Origin of the sequence: Sphingomonas sp. Sph1(2015) (assembly GCF_001970915.1) — a bacterium.
Classification (GTDB): domain Bacteria; phylum Pseudomonadota; class Alphaproteobacteria; order Sphingomonadales; family Sphingomonadaceae; genus Sphingomonas; species Sphingomonas parapaucimobilis.
Genome location: NZ_MQUI01000001.1, coordinates 169,766 through 187,192, shown reverse-complemented (window position 1 = coordinate 187,192; position 17,427 = coordinate 169,766). Strand labels below are relative to the sequence as shown.

Here is a 17,427-nt window from a genome sequence, read left to right as displayed (position 1 = left end):
GGCGAACTGCGCGTCCACACCGAAGGAGACGCCGTTGCTGACCAATCGGGTCCTCGCGCGAGCGGCCGCCAAATGCCATGTGAAATCACTGGGCGTCCATTATTCGCGCACCGGCAAGCTGCCTTATGGCGACTATCTGATCCCTGCGGCGGAGGTCGACGCCGGACCTGATGTGCGTCCCAGCGCCCTGTGCATGCACCGCGCACTCGAAGGGTATCGATGGGACTATCTGGGTCAGGTCGAGCACGACCCGGCTACCCGGTCGGGGCGTTAGGATCGGTCGGCCGTCATGGGGCGCGGGCAGGGGAGAGTCGCGTGACGGAACGGGTCGGTGTCGAGGGGCAATTGGGCGATCGATACGGGATGACCCGGACGATCCGGATGCTCGGGCGTCGGCTGGAGTTGCGGTCGGTCAGCCTGGTTCCCGAGCATCTCAATCGCGCGGAGGGATATCGCGGCGCGGTGGCGGTCGCGCTGCCGCTGATGCTGGCGCTCGCGACGGGGCGGAGCGAATGGGGCTGGGCGGTCTATGCCGCCTTCTGGACCTGCCTGTGCGACGTGCCGGGACCGGACAGGCTGCGGCGTCGTTTGCTCGGCATCTTCGTGGTCGGCGGCGCGGCGGTAGCGCTGGTCGGGTCCTGGGCGGCCTCGATCGCGCCGCATGGGGGAATGATCGTCGGGCCGTTGCTCGTCTTTCTGGTGACCGTGGCGGCCGGGCGGCTGGCCTTTGGCGGGCTGGTCGGAACATTGCTGGCGGTCGTCGCCGTCGTCGCGGTCGGCTTTCCGCATGACCTTGCCGCCGCGTCCCGGCAGTCGGCGGCATTTCTGGCCGGGGCGGCCTGGAGCTATCTGCTGATCAACGGCCTTTGGCGGATCGATCCCTTCGACCCGCTGCGCCGTGCAACCCGGGCGGTGAGCGCGAGGCTGCTCGACATGGCCGATTATCTGGCGGGTTTGGGCGATCGTCCCCATCGCGATGAACGCTGGCATCGTGACCATGCCGAACATCGCCGCGCGGTGCGCCTGGCGATCGAACGCTTTCGCGAGGTCCTGGTCCGTTTCCCGGGGGAACCGGGCCAAGCGCAGGCCGCCCGGCGCGAGCTGGCGGCGGCGGAGACGATGTTCGGCGCGCTGCTGGCGCTCGATCAGGCATGTATCGATCGCCGGGGTAGCGCCGGGCAGCGTGCCGCCCTGGCCGAGGCCTGCCGTGGCGCGGTGGCGAGTTGGCGTGTGTCGCTGCGCCGACCGTCGCAGGCGACGGCTCCGCTGGAGCAGGCCAGCGCAACGATGCGGCATATCCGGGGCGAACTGACGGAGGATGTGTTCCGCGGCTGCGCGGCCGCATTCGAGGCCGCCCTGACCCGGTTGTGCGCGCGGGACGGCAAGGGCGATCCGACCGCCATCACGGTGGACGCCGGTGCGGACGTGGCCACGCCGGTGGTCAAGGTCCAGCAGGGCCTGCGTCAGGCGGGCGGGCTGGTCATGGTCTATTACGCCGCCGCCGTTTTCGGTCTCGGCTATCCCTATTGGGCGGCAATGGCGGTGATCGTGGTGCTGCAGGGCGGCGTGCGGGTGACATGGGCGCGCTGTCTGGAGCGCATCGCCGGGAGCCTGCTGGGCGGAAGCCTGGCGATGGCGTTGCCGCTGCTGGGCGGCGGCCCGGTGGTGCCCGCGCTGGTCGCGGTGGTGCTGACGGCGCTGACCATGGCATTGCGCTCGGTCAACTATACCATCTTCGTGATCTTCCTCACGATGCTGTTCGTACTGGTGACGGACATGCTCCATCCGGGGGTCGGGATCGCCTCGGCCCGTGTGATCGACAATGTCGTGGGCAGCATCGCCGCGCTCTTGGCGGTCTTTGCCTTCCGTCCCGACTTCGGGCCGCCCCTGCCGCGCCGGATCGCGGACGGGATTGCTGCCAACCGGCTTTACGGTCAGGCGGTCGAAAGCGGCCAGACACTCGCCGCGATCGAGGCCGCGCGCCGCGCCGCCGGGCGCGCCAGCGTCGAGGCGGAGATTGCAGCGCATGATCTGGGCGGCTGGCTGCACCGGCTGAGCCACCGCCGATCCGATCTGGCGGCGTTGCAGGACATGCGGAACCTGGCGGGTCGCGCCGCGATGGCATGGCACGCGAAGCTGGGGATGTAAGGGAAGGGGGAGATCACCGCGCCAATGCGCGTTCCGTATCCTCGCGGGCCTGTTCGACCAGCACGATGGTCGCCGCGCGGGCGGCGGCGGCGTCGGCCTCCGCGATGGCGGCGAACAGGTGGCGGTGCTCGGGCATGGAGTCGCGGGGAAGTTTGGCGCTGCGGTGCTTGTAGAGCGTGGTCCAGCGGACCGCCGCGCCGATGCTGCCCGACAGGCTGATCAGCAGCTCGTTGCCCGTCGCCTCCAGGATGATGTTGTGGAACTGCTGGTCGGCGGCGCGCCCCTGTTCGGTATGCAGGCCATATTCGCCCATCGCCTCCAGCGCCGCGCCCATGCGCGAGAGCTGGCGGGTGTCGCGCTTGACGGCGGCCAGCTCGGCGGCGGCGGGTTCGACGATCAGGCGCAGCTGGAACAGGCTCGTGACGAAACCGGCGGGCGGCTCGCCCTCGAACATCCAGGCCAGCAGTTCGGGGTCGAGCAGATTCCATTCCAGCCGCTCGCGCACCCGCGTGCCCGCCTTGGGCTTGCTGACCACCAGTCCCTTGGCCGACAGCATCCGCAGCGCCTCGCGCACCACGGAGCGGGACATGCCGCGCTGTTCGGCGATCTCGACCTCGCCGGGCAGGGTCGATCCCGTGGGGATGCGGCCGGTCACGATGGCAACACCGATGTCCCGCGCCAAGGCACTATGGGCGGGGCCGCGCCGCTTCAGGATCGTCACTCGGTAGGGTCCTCCCCGGATCGCGGGGCCATACCCCGTTGTTGTCTGACCATATTATGGGGCGATGCGTCGAAAGGGAAGCGCAAGGCGTCACATGTCGCCCGGTTGCACTCCAGATGATACCATGTATCATAAATGGCGCCAGTTGCTCCCGACCCCATGTCGCGGCACGATGGGGCATCCACCGATCCAAGAGGGGGTCCGTTTTCCATGCGTTTTCGCTCGTTTATGCTCGCCGCCAGCGCGATTGCCGTCCTGACGCCCGCCACCGCGCAACAGGCACCCGCGCCCGGCCCGTCGCCCGTCAAGGTCGTCACCGACTCCACGGTCAGCGACATCCCCGCCCGCTTCACGCCGCCGACCAATGTCGCGGAGCGCGATTACGACAAGCGCGAGATCATGATCCCGATGCGCGACGGGACGAAGCTCTACACCGTCATCGTCGTGCCCAAGGGCGCGGTGAACGCCCCGATCGTCCTGACCCGCACGCCCTATAATGCGGCGGGCCGGGCCAAGCGGTCGGACAGCACGAAGATGATCGAGGCGCTGCCGCTGGCCGACGAGGCGTTCGTCAAGGCGGGCTATATCCGCGTCTATCAGGATATCCGCGGCAAATACGGCTCGGAGGGCGACTATGTCGTGACGCGCCCCGTCATCGGCCCGCTGAACGCGACGAAGGTCGATCACGTCACCGATGCCTATGACACGATCGACTGGCTGGTGAACAAGGCGAACCTGCCCGAATCCAATGGCCGCGTCGGCATGATCGGGTCGTCCTATGAGGGCTTTACCGTCGTCATGGCGTTGCTGCACCCGCACCCCGCGCTGAAGGTCGCCGCGCCCGAAAGCCCGATGATCGACGGCTGGATGGGCGATGACTGGTTCCATTACGGCGCGTTCCGCCTTGCCAATATCGGCTGGATCGGATCGCAGACCGGCTACAAGGGCGAGGGCAAGGCCCCGCCCAGCGGCGGTTATGACGATTACGAGAATTTCCGCTACGGCTCGGCGAACGACTGGGCGAAGAAGTCCGGCTATGACCAGCTGCCCATGTGGCAGCGCGTGGTGCAGCACCCGGCCTATGACTTCTATTGGCAGGGCCAGGCGCTGGACAAGCTGCTGGCGGCCAACCCTTCCAACGTGCCGACCATCTGGGAACAGGGCTTGTGGGACCAGGAGGATATGTACGGCACCATCACCGCGTGGGAAGCGCTGAAGGCCAAGGGCAAGCTGGGCAACAATTTCCTGGTGATGGGGCCGTGGCGGCACAGCCAGATCAACCGGACCGGCACCAGCCTGGGGCCGTTCCAGTGGAATGGCGACACCGCGAAGCAGTTCCGCGAGGACATGGTCCTGCCGCTGTTCAACCAGTATCTGAAGGACGGTCCGGCGGCGAATCTGCCCAGCGCCGCCATCTACAACACGGGCGAGAATCATTGGGACAAGCTGACCCAATGGCCGCTGGCCTGCCAGAGCGGGTGCGCCGCGCCGCTGACCCCGCTCTATCTGGCGAATGACAAGGGGCTGAGCTTCGACAAGCCGGGGGCGGGGGCGGACGCCTATGTCTCCGATCCGGCCAATCCGGTGCCGCATCTGTCGCGTCCGGTGAACTTCGGTGACGGCCGCTGGGGCGACTGGCTGGTCAGCGACCAGCGGCATGTCGATGGCCGCACCGATGTCGTGACCTATACCACCCCGGTCCTGACCAAGGCGGTGCGGGTGTCCGGCGCGCCGATCGCCGACCTGTTCGCGCGCACCACCGGCACGGACGGCGATTTCGTGGTGAAGATCATCGATGTCTTCCCGCAGGAAAATGCGATCGATGAAAAGATGGGCGGCTATGAACTGCCGATCAGCCTCGACATCTTCCGGGGACGCTATCGCAACAGCTTCTCCAATCCCACGGCCATCCCGGCGGGCAAGGTGCAGGAATACAAGTTCCGCCTGCCGACCGTGAACCATGTGTTCCAGCCGGGGCACCGGATCATGGTCCAGGTCCAGTCCAGCCTGTTCCCGCTGTACGATCGCAATCCGCAGACCTTCGTGCCCAATATCTTCACGGCCAAGGCGGGCGACTACAAGAAGGCGACGATCACGCTGGAGCGCGGCGGCGCCAATGCCAGCCGCGTCTGGCTGCCGGTCGTGCCGCTCGACCAGTCGGCGGTGGCGGCGCGCTGACCCGTGCGGGCGGGATGGCGTCCCGCCCCATGATGGATTTGTCCGAAACAATCCTTGGAGCCACGGGCCGGTAGCGTTACTCTGCCGCCCGTGGCTCTCCCACCACCTTCATTCCCGCCTTTGCCGCTGCCCGGTGAAGCGACCGGGACGGCTGTCGCCGACCCTGCCGATGCACAGCGCTATCTGTCGCTCGTGGCGGCGGCGACCGACCGGCTGATGGCGGCGGACGATCCGGCTGCCATGATCGACTCGCTGTTCGCGCTGATCCGCGACGAATTGCATCTTGACGTCTTTTTCCATTTCCGCCGCGATGGTGAGGCCGTCCGGCTGGAGACCGCGGGCGGCCTGACCCGGGCCGAGCGGCAGGCGGCGGCCGGTCTGGACATCGGCCCGTCCGCCTGCGGGCAGGCGATGCGCGAGCGGCGTACGCTGCACCTGACCGATATCCAGACCAGCGGGGAGGAACGGACGGCGTTCGTCCGGTCGCTGGGCGTGCAGGTCTATCTGTGTATGCCGTTGTTGCACGGGGACGAGCTGCTGGGTACGCTCGGTTTCGGGCGGCGTGCGGCGCGGCCGTTCGACGAGGAGGAACGGCGGCTGTTGCTGCTGCTCTGCCACTATGCCGCGCTGGCGCAACATCGCTTGCGGATCGAGGAGGCGCTGCGGCGCGGGCTCGACACCCAGGCGCAGTTGCTGGCCGAGTTGAACCACCGGGTCCGCAACGCGCTACAGGTGGCGATCGGCCTGGTCACCCATGAGGGGCGCGAGGCCCCCGATGCAGGCACGCGCCGCGCACTGATGCGGGCGGCCGAGCGATTGCAGGTGCTGGCCAGCGCACATCGGCCGCTTTACGCGACCGCCGATTCCGGGCTGGTCGACCTGCCTGCGCTCTTCGGCGACGTGATCGCGCAGCTGCGCGGCGATACGGGGCATGGGCCGATCACGGTCGACAGCCCGGTCGCGGTGCCGATCGAGCGCGCCGTGGCGGCCGCGCTGCTGCTCGACGCGCTGATGGCACAAGGGGCAGGGGTGCCGCGCATCGGTTTCACGGTGAACGGGGTGCCGGGGAACGAAATGCTCCGTATCGCGTTTGAGGCGATCGGATGGGGACGTATCGCCGATGTGGTCGACCGGGATCGACTGGTGGTGAGGCTTTGCCATCAGTTGCGCGCGACATTGACGAACGAGGATGATGGGTGCCTGATCTTGGTCATGCCGCATGACGGCGGCGCATATGGGGTTCGCCCCGCATCCTGATGAACTGGTCGATGACGACCGCGATAACGAGACCCCGCTGAACCTCCTCATCATTGAGGATGAGGCGCTGGTCGCGATGCTGGTCGAGGACGCACTGACGCTGCATGGCCACCGCGTCATCGGCATTGCCGATACCGTCTCCGCCGCCGTGGCGCTGGTCGATCGGGAGCGGCCTGACCTTGCGCTTTGCGATGTCAAGCTGGCCGACGGAGACAGCGGGTTGACGGCCGCCCAACTGCTCGCCGAGCGCGGCATTCCCTGCATCTTCCTGAGCGGCAATTGCCCGGAGCGCGGCGGCCATCCGCTGGTCATCGGCTGCATCGCCAAGCCGTTTCGCGCGGGTAGCCTGGGCGCCGCCGTCCGTGCCGCGCATGTGGTGGCGCAGGGTGGACGGCCCAGCGACCCGCCGGCTGCGCTGCGTTTCTATGGCGAGCGGATCTGATCAGCGGATCTGATCAGCGGGCGACCCTTCGATCGCCTGTTCCATCTTGTCGAGGATTCGCGCGAACTGCTCGATTTCCTCATCGCTCAGCAAGCCGAAGGCCTGGGCGATCAACGTTCGGCGCAGTGGCTCGGTCTGGCGCAGGACCTGCCGCCCATGTTCGGTGATATCGAGCCGCTTCGCCCGCCGGTCGTCCGGGTCGGGAACGCGCACGACCAGCGAGTCGCGCTCCATCGTGTCGATCGCCTGCGTCACCGTGCGGGGGGCCAGATCGAACCAGTCGGCCACATCGGCGGCGCGAACCGGCGCATTGTTGGCAATGAAGTGGAGCATCTTGGTCCGCGCCAGCGAAGCGCCCTGCGCCGCCATCTGGCGGTCGAGCAGCCGATGGAAACGCAGATAGATGCGGCTGTAGCGGAGCGCCAAGGTTTCATGATCGAACATAATATGAGGTAGCTCAATAAATGGTCTTGCCTTATTGTGCAAGTGCGAGCAAATGCACCATCCAGTTCTTTTGATTCCATCGACAGGGAGGCCGGTGTGGCCGACGCAAACCAAGTGAATGAGGGGCAGGACGCAGAGCGCGACGACGCGGACGCGGCCGAGGACAAGACCCCCGTATCGCCCGCCAAGAAGCGGCGCATCCGCATCATCCTGCTGGTCGTGGCGGCGGTCGCCGTCATCGGCGGCGTATTCTGGTATGCGAACTACAAGAGCGTCGGCCAGTATATGCAGACGACCAACGATGCCTTCATCCAGGCGGATGCGGTCACGGTCGCGCCCAAGGTCTCCGGCTATGTCGACAAGGTGTTCGTGGCGGAGAACCAGAACGTCCAGGCGGGGCAGCCGCTGCTCCAGATCGACACCCGCGACTATCAGGCGCAGACCGCGCAGATCCAGGCGCAGATCGGTGTCGCGCGCGCCAATGCCGAGGGGGTGCAGGCGCAGATCAAGGAACAGCAGGCGGCGATCGACCGCGCGGAGGCCGATCTGCGCGCCGCGCAGAGCGACGCCGTCTTCGCCCAGGCCGAGGTCGTCCGCTACACCCCGCTTGCCGCATCCGGCGCGGAGAGCCGCGAGCGCCTGTCGCAGCTTCAGAACCAGGCGCGTCAGGCCAATGCCAAGGTCGCCGCGGCGTCCGCCGCGCTGGCTGCGTCGCGTCGCCGTATCGGCACGCTCGACGCGCAGGTGCAGCAGGCCCGTTCGCAGGGGCAGGCCGCCAAGGCGCAGCTTGATGCCGCCGAGGTCAATCTGGGCTCGACCACGATCCGCGCCTCGATCGGCGGTCGTGTCGGCAACAAGACGGTGCGTGTCGGCCAGTTTCTGCAGGCAGGCACCCGGACCATGTCGATCGTGCCGGTCAACCAGCTGTATATCAATGCGAACTTCAAGGAAACGCAGCTGGGCCTGATGCGCCCCGGCCAGCCGGTGAAGATCGATGTCGATGCACTGCCGGGGGTCGAGATCAAGGGGCATGTCGAGAGCGTGGCACCGGGCACCGGCGCGCAATTCTCGCTGCTGCCGCCCCAGAACGCGACCGGCAACTTCACCAAGATCGTGCAGCGCGTGCCCGTCCGCATCGCGGTCGACGCCGATGCGCAGACCCGCGCGCTGATGGTGCCGGGCATGTCGGTCGAGGTGACCGTCGACACCCGCTCGGCCAAGGGTGCGCTGAAGCACATCGCCGAGCAGCAGGACCAGCATAACGAGGCGCGGCAGGGGGCGCAGGGCCGGTGAGCGCCGCCGCCGCCCCCGCTCGGGGCAATAAAGGCGCAGCGCCTGCCCGTTCTGGTGATGTGCCGGCGCACGCCGGCCGGGGGGGCGGCGCACCCGCAAAGGCCGACCTGACCGCCTGGCTCGCCGTCGCGGCGGGCAGCATCGGCGCGCTGATGGCGACGCTCGACATCTCGATCGTCAACTCCGCGCTGCCGACCATCCAGGGCGAGATCGGCGCGAGCGGGACCGAGGGGACGTGGATCGCGACGTCCTACCTGGTCGCCGAGATCATCATCATTCCGCTCTCCGCCTGGCTGGAGCGGTTGCTGGGCCTGCGTACCTTCCTGCTGATCGCGTCGATCCTGTTCACCGCGTTTTCGGTCGTGTGCGGCCTGTCGACCAACCTGACGATGATGATCATCGGACGCGCAGGGCAGGGCATCACCGGCGGCGCGCTGATCCCGACCGCATTGACCATCATCGCCACCCGATTGCCGCGCGAGCAGCAGCCGATCGGCACGGCGTTCTTCGGCGTCACCGCCATTCTGGGTCCCGTGATGGGGCCGCTGATCGGCGGATGGCTGACCGAGAATGTCAGCTGGCACTATGCCTTCTTCCTGAACATCCCCGTCGGCGCGATGCTTGTCACGCTGCTGCTCGTCGGCCTGCCGCACCAGAAGCCGCACCTGTCCGAGCTGGCCAAGGCCGACTGGCTGGGTATCGCGGGCCTCGCGCTGGGACTTGGCGGCCTGACCGTCGTGCTTGAGGAAGGGCAGCGCGAGCAGTGGTTCGAGTCGCGCGAGATCATCGAGCTGACCATCCTGTCGATCTTCGGCTTCGGCCTGTTGTTCGCGGGCCAGTTCGTCGCGTCGCGCCCGGTCATTCGCCTGAAGCTGCTGCTCGACCGCCAGTTCGGCAGCGTGGTCATCATGGGCATCGTGCTGGGCATGGTGCTCTACGGCACCTCCTATGTGATCCCGCAGTTCCTGGCCTCCATTGCAGGATATAACGCCTTCCAGGCGGGCAAGGTCGTGCTGTTGAGCGGTATCCCCAGCCTGCTGATGATGCCGTTCACCCCGATCCTCATCAAGAAGGTCGATATCCGCATCGCGGTCGGCCTGGGGCTGGGCATCATGGCGCTGAGCGCCGGGATCGACACGGTGCTGACCGCCAATTCCACCGGCGGCTCGTTCACCGACAGCCAGTTGCTGCGCGGGGTCGGCACGATCCTGGGCATGTTGTTCCTGAACCAGGCGGCGATCTCGTCGGTGCCGCCGTCGCAGGCGGGCGATGCGGCCGGACTGTTCAGCGCGGCGCGCAACCTGGGCGGCTCGTTCGCGCTGGCGGGCATCGCCACCGTACAGGACCAGCGCAGCTTCCTGCACGAGCGTCGACTGGAAGAGTCGCTGTCGGCCAATTCGGGATCGACCCAGGGCTGGATCGACTCGCTGACCCAGCAATTCGGCAGCAGCGACGCGGCGCTGCGCATGATCGGCAATACGGTCAAGCAGCAGGCGCTGGTCATGACCTATAACGACCTGTTCTTCATCCTGTGCGTCGGCATCATCATGGTGATGCCGCTTGTCCTGTTCCTCCGCCCGCTGCCCAAGGGCGGCCCCGTGGCGATGCATTGAGAACCATGATGCGCAAGCAGTTTTCCCTGATCCCGCTCCTCCTGCTGGGGGCCTGCACTGTCGGGCCGAACTATGCCGGGCCGCCCAAGACCATCGGCTCGGCGGCGACCCCGCCCGCCGGGTTCGTGCGCGCCGACGATACGCTGGCGACGACCGCGCCCGCGGTGGCCGACTGGTGGACGACGCTGAACGATCCGATGCTGACCTGGCTGGAGGAGCGGGCGCTCGAGTCCAATCCCAACGTCGCGGTGGCGCAGGCGCGGTTGAAGCAGGCGCGGTCGGCGCTGCGGCTGGAGCGCGCCAACCAGGCGCCCAATGCGAATGCCAGCGCGACCTATCTCCACGCCAATCTGCCCGAACTCAACCTCGGCAGCGGTAACGCCGAGCAGGGTGGCGCCAATGGCGGCGCGTCCGGTGGTTCGGCAAGCGGGTCGGGCGGCGGCACCAATGTCGACTTCTTCAACCTGGGCTTCGACGCCAGCTGGGAAATCGACCTGTTCGGCGGCCGTCGCCGCACCGTCGAGGCGGCGCGCGCCAGCGCCGAGGCGGCGGAGGCCAATGTCGCCGATGCGCAGGTGTCGCTCAGCGCCGATGTGGCGCAGGCCTATATCGGGCTTCGTGATGCGCAGCAGCGGCTGATCCTGGCGCGCGAGGCGTCGAAGATGCAGCGCGACACGCTCAACCTGACGCTCCAGCGGTTCAACAACGGCACCGCCTCGCAGCTGGAAGTCGAGCGGCTGCGCAATCAGGTGGAAAGCACCGATGCGCAGATTCTGCCGCTATCGTCGTCGGTCGAGACCTATCTCAACGCGCTCGCCATCCTGATCGGCGAGGCACCGGGCACGCTCGACCAGCGCCTGAGCCAGGCGGGGCAGGTGCCGCTCCCGCCCGCGCAGGTCGCGGTGGGCGATCCGACCGCGCTGCTCCAGCGTCGCCCCGACATCCGCGCCGCCGAGCGCAACCTGGCGGCGCAGACCGCCAGGATCGGCGTGGCCGAGGCGGCGAAGTTCCCGCGCCTGAACCTGATGGGGATCATCGGCATCGGCGGCACCTCGCTCGACTCGCTGACCGATCTCGACAATCTGGTGACGCTGGGCGCACCGATGCTCCAGTGGAACGTGCTGAACTTCGGTCGCGCCAATGCGCGGGTCGGACAGGCCGAGGGCGCGCGTGACGAGGCGGAGGCGCGGTATCGCGGTGCCGTCCTGTCGGCGCTGCGCGATGCCGAGGACTCGCTGTCGCGCTTCCGCGCGCGGCGGAACACGGTGGCGACGCTGGCGCGGGCGAAGGCTTCGGCGGATCGCTCGGCAGTGTTGATGCAACAGCGCTATCGTGCTGGGGCCGCGACGTTGATCGATACGCTCGATGCCGAGCGCCAGCGGGTCGCGGCGCAGCAGTCGCTGTCGCAGGCGGTAGCGGGCCTGACCAACGATTACGTGGCACTGCAAAAGGCGCTCGGCCTGGGCTGGCGAGCGCCGCAGTCGTAAGGCTGGCACGTCTTCCTCCCCTGTAAGGGGAGGGGGACCAGCGAAGCTGGTGGAGGGGTGTCCCCGCTGATGGTGACACCCCTCCGTCAGTCCTGCGGACTGCCACCTCCCCTTGCAGGGGAGGAATAAGAAGCGGTTACACCCCCGCTTTCGCGATCCGTTCGCGCGCTTCGCGTTCGATCGTCTCCAGCTCGTCGACCGTCTGGACCAGCGCGGTCATCTGCTGGCGCAGTTCGTCGACCCGCTCGCGACAGCGTTCGGCCAGCACGCGCATCTGTTCGACATGCTGCGGGTCGGCGTCGTACAGCCGCAGGAACTCCTCGATCTCGCGCAGCGAGAAGCCCAGCCGCTTGCCGCGCAGGATCAACTGCATCCGGCCCGTCTCACGCCTGGAATAGACACGCGCGGTGCCGACGCGGCGCGGCTCGATCAGGCCGCGATCCTCGTAAAAACGCAGCGTCCGCGTCGTCACGCCCAAGCTGTTCGCGACATCCTGAATGCCGCGCAGCTCCTCTTCATCCCCCACCGTCTATTCCCCCACGGGCCGCACCGCCGCAGCGGCGGCCTTGGCCAATTCTTCCTCAACCAGTTCCTTTTTCGACAATTTGCCGATCAGGGTCTTGGGCAGGCTTTCGCGGATTTCGACCTCGCGGGGAAGTTCGATCTTGCTGACCTTGTCCTGTAAAAAGGCACGCAATTCCTCGGGCGTGGCGTGGTGATCGGCGGCGAGTTTCACGAAGGCCTTGGGCGACTGGCCGCGATAGGCGTCGGGGATGCCGATGACGACCGCCTCGGCGACCGCCGGATGTTCGTACAGCGCTTCCTCGATCATGCGCGGATAGACGTTATAGCCGCCGCACAGGATCACGTCCTTGATCCGGTCGACGATGAACAGATAGCCGTCCTCGTCCAGATAGCCGACATCGCCGGTGCGCAGCGCGCCGTGGATGAAGACGTGCTCGCTCTCGCTCGGCTTGTTCCAGTAACCGGACATGACCTGCGGGCCGCGCGCGCAGATTTCGCCGACCTCGCCCGGCGGCATCAGCCGGTCGGGATTGTCGCGGTCGCGGATTTCGATGACCGTGCCGGGGAAGGGCAGGCCCGCCGAGCCGCCCTTGTTCTCGCCGATGATCGGGTTGCAGGTGATGATCGGCGACGCCTCGGACAGGCCGTATCCCTCGACCAGCTTGCCGCCGGTCGTGGTCTCGAAGGCGATACGCACCTCGGCGGGCAGGGGCGCGCCGCCCGAGATACAGGCCTTGATCGCCGACAGGTCGACCTTGCGCGCCTCGGCCGCGCCCGCGATCGCGTTGTAGATGGTGGGGACGGCGGGGAAATAGGTCGGCTTGCTCCGCGCGATGGTCTTCAACACCTGGTCCAGCTCGAACCGGGGAAGCAGGATCATCTCGGCCCCGACCCGGATCGCGAAGCTGAGCACGGTCGTCAGCGCGAAGACATGGAAGAGGGGAAGTACGCCCAATATGCGCTCTTCTCCGATCATCTCCTCACCGCCGGTATGGATGACCATCGCATCGGCATTGGCGACGAGGTTGGCGTGCGACAGCATCGCCGCCTTGGGGCTGCCCGTCGTTCCGCCAGTATATTGCAGGACCGCCACATCGTCGGGCTTCGCCGACACCGGGGCCAGGGTGCCCCCGCGCTTCATCATCTGCGCGAAGGTCAGGTGACGGGGCGAGGGGCCGGGGGCGGCGATCATCGACCGCTTGAGCAGGCGGTAGGCTAGGCCCTTCACGGTCGGCAGCGCACCCGCGACCGGGCAGGATATGACGTGGCGCAGGCCCAGTTTCTCGGCGACATGGGAGACGCGGCCGTAAATGTCGGGAATGTCGCAGGTCGCGATGATCTCCGCGCCCGAATCCTCCAGCAGATGGCACAGCTCGCGCTCGACATAGAGCGGGTTAACGTTGACGACGATGCCCCCGGCCTTGAGCGTCGCGAAGTATAGGACCGGATAATAGATGATGTTGGGCAGGCAGAGCGCCACGCGACAACCCGGCTTCACCCCCAGCGCCTGTAGCCCGGCGGCGGCCTTGTCGACCATCGCGCCCAACTCGTCATAGCGGGTGATTCGCCCCATGAAGTCGATCGCGGGGCGAGAGCCATGGCGCCGTACCGTGGTCTCGAACATATCGGTCAGCAGTCGCGGCTCGAAGACCAGAGGGCGTCCCGTCGCCTGACCCGGTACACCGCCTGTCGTGGTTTCCCCGATGGCTCCTGCCGTCATCGCGTCGCTCTCCTATATCTTTTTTCGACCATACCCTGTTGTCGATTGTGGTCGAGTTGCTTATTGTGTTGACGTATAGGGTAGGTAACGCACCTTAACGTTAGGCCGCAAGCCCATAAAGAGAGGATTGGATGACCAACATCGTGATCGCAGGCTATGCCCGCTCTCCCTTCACCCAGGCTGGCAAGGGCGCGCTCGCACGGGTTCGGCCCGACGATCTGACCGCGCAGGTGATTCGCGGCCTGATCGAGCGGACCGGCGTCGATGCGTCGGAGATCGAGGACATCATCCTGGGCTGCGCCTTTCCCGAGGGCGAGCAGGGCATGAACGTCGCACGGCTGATCGGCCTGCTCGCGGACCTGCCGCTGTCGGTCGGCGGCATGACGGTGAACCGCTTCTGCGGATCGTCCATGTCGGCGATCCATATCGCCATGGGGCAGATCCAGATCGGCGCGGGCGAGGCGTTCATCTGCGCCGGTATCGAGTCGATGAGCCGGGTGCCGATGGGCGGCTACAACCCGCTGCCCAATCCCGAACTCGCCGCCGCCCGGCCGGGCGCGTACATGGGCATGGGCCAGACCGCCGAGAACGTCGCGGAGAAGTACCAGATCACCCGCGCCGAGCAGGAGAAGTTCGCGGTCGCCAGCCAGAAGAAGGCCGCCGAGGCGCGCACCGCCGGGCGTCTGGCCGACGAGATCGTGCCGATCCACACCAAGGCGGGCGACGTGACCGAGGACGGCCTGATCCGCCCCGACACCACAGAGGAAGTCCTGTCGGGCCTGAAGCCCGCCTTCGACAAGGACGGCACGGTGACGGCGGGCACCGCTTCGCCGCTGACCGATGGCGCCGCCGCCGTGCTGGTCACGTCGGAGGAGTTCGCCAAGCGCCACGGCCTGAAGATCCTCGCCCGCATCAAGGCGGTCGGCATTTCGGGCTGCGAGCCGGAGACGATGGGTCTCGGCCCGATCGGTTCGTCGAAGAAGGCGCTGGAGCGCGCGGGTATCTCTGCCAGCGACCTCGACGTGGTCGAGATCAACGAAGCCTTTGCCAGCCAGGCGATCGCCTGCATCCGCGACCTGGGGTTGAAGGAAGACACGATCAACAAGGACGGCGGCGCGATCGCGATCGGCCATCCGCTGGGCGCGACCGGCGCGCGCATCGTCGGCAAGGCGGCGGCGCTGCTGGCGCGCGACGGCGGCCACTATGCGCTGGCGACCCAGTGCATCGGCGGCGGGCAGGGCATCGCCACGGTATTGGAGCGTGCATGATGGCTGACACGATCAACAAGGTTTGCGTGATCGGCGCAGGTGTTATGGGCGCGGGCATTGCGGCGCAGGTCGCCAATGCCGGTGTGCCTGTCCTGCTGCTCGACATCGTGCCCAAGGACGGCGGCGACCGTGATGCAGTGGCCAAGGGCGCCGTCGCCAGGATGCTCAAGACCGAGCCCGCGCCCTTCATGTCGCCCGCCGCCGCCAAGCTGGTGGAAACCGGCAATATCGAGGATCATCTGGCCCGCGTCGCCGAATGCGACTGGATCGTCGAGGCGGTGGTCGAGCGGCTGGATATCAAGCAGGCGCTCTATGCCAAGCTGGAGGAACTGAAGCGCCCCGGCACGGCGGTGTCGTCCAACACCTCGACCATCCCGCTCGGCCATCTGGTCGAGGGGCGGTCGGAGCAGTTTAAGCGCGATTTCCTCATCACCCATTTCTTCAACCCGCCGCGCTATATGCGGCTGATCGAGATCGTGACCTCGGAGCACACCGATGCCGGTGTCGCGGCCAAGGTCGAGCAGTTCGTCGATCACCGCATGGGCAAGCGGATCGTCCGCGCCAAGGACACGCCGGGCTTCATCGCCAACCGCATCGGCACCTATTGGCTGGCGGTCGCGATCAACGCAGCGATGGACCAGGGCCTGACCGTCGAGGAGGCCGACCAGATCGGCGGCCGTCCGATGGGCGTGCCCAAGACCGGCATTTTTGGGCTGATCGATCTGGTCGGCATCGACCTGATGCCGCTGCTCGCCAAGTCGCTGTCCTCGACCCTGCCGGAGGGCGATGCCTATTTCGACACGATCCGCCCGCTGCCGCTGGTCGACAAGATGATCGCGGATGGGTTCACGGGCCGCAAGGGCAAGGGCGGCTTCTACCGCCTCGATCGCAAGCCCGACGGCACCAAGGCCAAGCAGGCGATCGATCTGAAGACCGGCGAATATCGCGCGGAGAAGAAGCCCGAACGTCTGCCGGGCCGCGCCGAGAAGGACCTGGCCGCGCTGGTCGCGACGCCGGGCAAGGTCGGTGACTATGCCTGGGCGGTGCTGGGTCCGGTCCTGTCTTATGCGGCGGGTCTGGTCGGCGAGGCGGCGGACGATGTGGTCGCGATCGATGACGCGATGAAGCTGGGCTATAACTGGAAGTTCGGCCCGTTCGAGCTGATCGACCGCATGGGGCCGGGCAAGCTGGCCGAGCGGCTGCGCGCCGAGGGCAAGCCGGTCCCGGCGCTGCTGGAAACGGCGGGCGACCGTCCCTTCTACCGCGTGGTCGATGGTAGGCGGCAGTATCTGACGCTGGGCGGCGACTATGCCGATGTGGTCCGCGCCAAGGGTGTCGTCCTGCTCGAAGACATTAAGCTGCGCTCCGAACCGCTGCTCAAGAATGGCTCAGCCGCCGCCTGGGATGTTGGCGACGGCGTGGTGGCGTTCGAGTTCACCGGCAAGATGAACGCGCTCGACGAGCAGGTCTTGTCGCTCCTCCAAAAGACCATCGCGCTGGTGAAGAGCCAGTACAAGGCGCTGGTCATCTATAGCGAGGGCAGCAACTTCTCGGCCGGGGCCAATCTGGGCCTCGCCATGTTCGCGGTGAACATCGCGGCTTGGGGCGAGGTCGACAAGCTGGTCGTCGCGGGGCAGCAGGCCTATAAGGCGCTGAAATACGCGCCCTTCCCGGTGGTCGCCGCGCCTGCGGGCATGGCGCTGGGCGGTGGTTGCGAGATCCTGCTTCACGCCGATGCGATCCAGGCCCATGCCGAGAGCTATATCGGGCTGGTCGAGACCGGCGTCGGTCTGGTGCCGGGCTGGGGCGGAAACGGCGAGCTGATCGACCGTCTCGCCAAGTCGCCCAAAAGCCCCAAGGGGCCGATGCCCGCCGTCATGAAGGCGTTCGAGACCATCTCGACCGCGCAGGTGTCGCGCTCGGCGGCGCTGGCCAAGGAGATGGGCTATCTCCGCAAAGACGACGGCATCACCATGAACCGCGACCGGCTGCTCGCCGATGCCAAGCAAAAGGCGCTGTCGCTGGTCGAGGGTTATCAGGCGCCCGAAAAGCCGGTCTTCCGCCTGCCGGGTGCGGCGGGGCGGGTCGCGTTCAACGGCGCGGTCGCCGACTTCGCCAAGAAGGGCGTCGCCACGCCGTACGACGTGGTGGTCGCGGGCCGTCTGGCGAATATCGTCACCGGCGGCGAGGCCGACATCATCGACGAGGTGAGCGAGGAACAGCTGCTCAAGCTGGAACGCGCCGCCTTCATGGAAAGCGTCAAGGACGCGCGGACCCAGGCACGGGTCGAGCATATGCTCGAAACCGGCAAGCCGCTGCGCAATTGATCGG

At 67.2% G+C, this 17,427-nt stretch carries 14 protein-coding genes; 10 read left to right on the top strand and 4 right to left on the bottom strand.

All coding sequences use genetic code 11. The features are described from left to right. Positions 1–34 precede the first annotated feature (34 nt). Entirely contained in the window at positions 35–274 is a 240-nt protein-coding gene (locus tag BSZ14_RS00795) for a hypothetical protein (RefSeq protein ID WP_139330240.1), read from the top strand. Between the two features lie 41 nt (positions 275–315). After that, a complete protein-coding gene (locus BSZ14_RS00790) occupies positions 316–2,148 on the top strand; it encodes an FUSC family protein (RefSeq protein ID WP_158069147.1) in 1,833 nt (610 codons plus the stop codon). Positions 2,149–2,161: 13 nt separating this feature from the next. On the opposite strand, the gene BSZ14_RS00785 is transcribed toward BSZ14_RS00790, so the two are convergent. After that, positions 2,162–2,869 carry a FadR/GntR family transcriptional regulator gene (locus BSZ14_RS00785; protein WP_076709270.1) on the bottom strand — a complete coding sequence of 236 codons (708 nt, stop codon included), beginning with the start codon at positions 2,867–2,869 and terminating at the stop codon, positions 2,162–2,164. 210 nt (positions 2,870–3,079) lie between these two features. Between BSZ14_RS00785 and BSZ14_RS00780 the strand changes: the two genes are divergently transcribed. The 3 genes from BSZ14_RS00780 (at position 3,080) to BSZ14_RS00770 (ending at position 6,746) form a co-directional block, all read left to right on the top strand. After that, a complete protein-coding gene (locus BSZ14_RS00780) occupies positions 3,080–5,047 on the top strand; it encodes a CocE/NonD family hydrolase (RefSeq protein WP_076709269.1) in 1,968 nt (655 codons plus the stop codon). A gap of 120 nt (positions 5,048–5,167) precedes the next feature. Next, positions 5,168–6,304: a GAF domain-containing protein gene (locus BSZ14_RS00775; RefSeq protein WP_076709267.1), complete on the top strand. Its 1,137-nt coding sequence runs from the start codon at positions 5,168–5,170 to the stop codon at positions 6,302–6,304. Beyond that, on the top strand, positions 6,267–6,746 hold the full coding sequence (locus BSZ14_RS00770) for a response regulator (protein ID WP_076709266.1): 480 nt from the start codon (positions 6,267–6,269) through the stop codon (positions 6,744–6,746). Before BSZ14_RS00775 ends, BSZ14_RS00770 begins: the two co-directional genes overlap by 38 nt. Here the strand turns inward: BSZ14_RS00770 and BSZ14_RS00765 are convergent, their stop codons facing one another. Next, complete coding sequence (locus BSZ14_RS00765) at positions 6,747–7,172, bottom strand: MarR family winged helix-turn-helix transcriptional regulator (RefSeq protein ID WP_241823581.1); 426 nt, start codon at positions 7,170–7,172, stop codon at positions 6,747–6,749. It lies immediately after the preceding gene. 114 nt (positions 7,173–7,286) lie between these two features. On the opposite strand from BSZ14_RS00765, the gene BSZ14_RS00760 reads away from it, so the two are divergent. Genes BSZ14_RS00760 through BSZ14_RS00750 form a run of 3 tightly spaced genes read left to right on the top strand, consistent with a single transcriptional unit; the run spans position 7,287 to position 11,583 of the window. Beyond that, on the top strand, positions 7,287–8,483 hold the full coding sequence (locus tag BSZ14_RS00760; protein ID WP_076709263.1) for an HlyD family secretion protein: 1,197 nt from the start codon (positions 7,287–7,289) through the stop codon (positions 8,481–8,483). Between the two features lie 59 nt (positions 8,484–8,542). Beyond that, positions 8,543–10,096, top strand: a complete 1,554-nt coding sequence (locus BSZ14_RS00755) for an MDR family MFS transporter (protein ID WP_076709261.1) — start codon at positions 8,543–8,545, stop codon at positions 10,094–10,096. 8 nt (positions 10,097–10,104) lie between these two features. Continuing rightward, entirely contained in the window at positions 10,105–11,583 is a 1,479-nt protein-coding gene (locus BSZ14_RS00750) for an efflux transporter outer membrane subunit (protein ID WP_076709347.1), read from the top strand. A gap of 136 nt (positions 11,584–11,719) precedes the next feature. Here BSZ14_RS00750 and BSZ14_RS00745 read toward each other — a convergent pair whose 3' ends face one another. Next, a complete protein-coding gene (locus tag BSZ14_RS00745) occupies positions 11,720–12,109 on the bottom strand; it encodes a MerR family transcriptional regulator (protein ID WP_042483452.1) in 390 nt (129 codons plus the stop codon). A gap of 3 nt (positions 12,110–12,112) precedes the next feature. After that, entirely contained in the window at positions 12,113–13,828 is a 1,716-nt protein-coding gene (locus BSZ14_RS00740; RefSeq protein WP_076709260.1) for a long-chain-fatty-acid--CoA ligase, read from the bottom strand. A 131-nt stretch (positions 13,829–13,959) separates the two neighbouring features. Here BSZ14_RS00740 and BSZ14_RS00735 point away from each other — a divergent pair, with 131 nt between their 5' ends. Together BSZ14_RS00735 and BSZ14_RS00730 are read left to right on the top strand one after the other, a co-directional pair. Next, positions 13,960–15,096 (top strand): thiolase family protein, encoded by a 1,137-nt coding sequence (locus tag BSZ14_RS00735; RefSeq protein WP_076709258.1) that lies wholly within the window; start codon positions 13,960–13,962, stop codon positions 15,094–15,096. Continuing rightward, entirely contained in the window at positions 15,096–17,423 is a 2,328-nt protein-coding gene (locus tag BSZ14_RS00730) for a 3-hydroxyacyl-CoA dehydrogenase/enoyl-CoA hydratase family protein (protein ID WP_076709345.1), read from the top strand. Before BSZ14_RS00735 ends, BSZ14_RS00730 begins: the two co-directional genes overlap by 1 nt. The last annotated feature ends 4 nt before the right edge of the window (positions 17,424–17,427 follow it).

Bases quoted from the DNA above. Each gene is read 5' to 3' on its own strand.
- BSZ14_RS00780 (WP_076709269.1), top strand. From the start codon at position 3,080: ATGCGTTTTCGCTCGTTTATGCTCGCCGCCAGCGCGATTGCCGTCCTG.
- BSZ14_RS00735 (WP_076709258.1), top strand. From the start codon at position 13,960: ATGACCAACATCGTGATCGCAGGCTATGCCCGCTCTCCCTTCACCCAG.
- BSZ14_RS00750 (WP_076709347.1), top strand. From the start codon at position 10,105: ATGCGCAAGCAGTTTTCCCTGATCCCGCTCCTCCTGCTGGGGGCCTGC.
- BSZ14_RS00730 (WP_076709345.1), top strand. From the start codon at position 15,096: ATGGCTGACACGATCAACAAGGTTTGCGTGATCGGCGCAGGTGTTATG.
- BSZ14_RS00740 (WP_076709260.1), bottom strand. From the start codon at position 13,828: ATGACGGCAGGAGCCATCGGGGAAACCACGACAGGCGGTGTACCGGGT.
- BSZ14_RS00770 (WP_076709266.1), top strand. From the start codon at position 6,267: ATGACGGCGGCGCATATGGGGTTCGCCCCGCATCCTGATGAACTGGTC.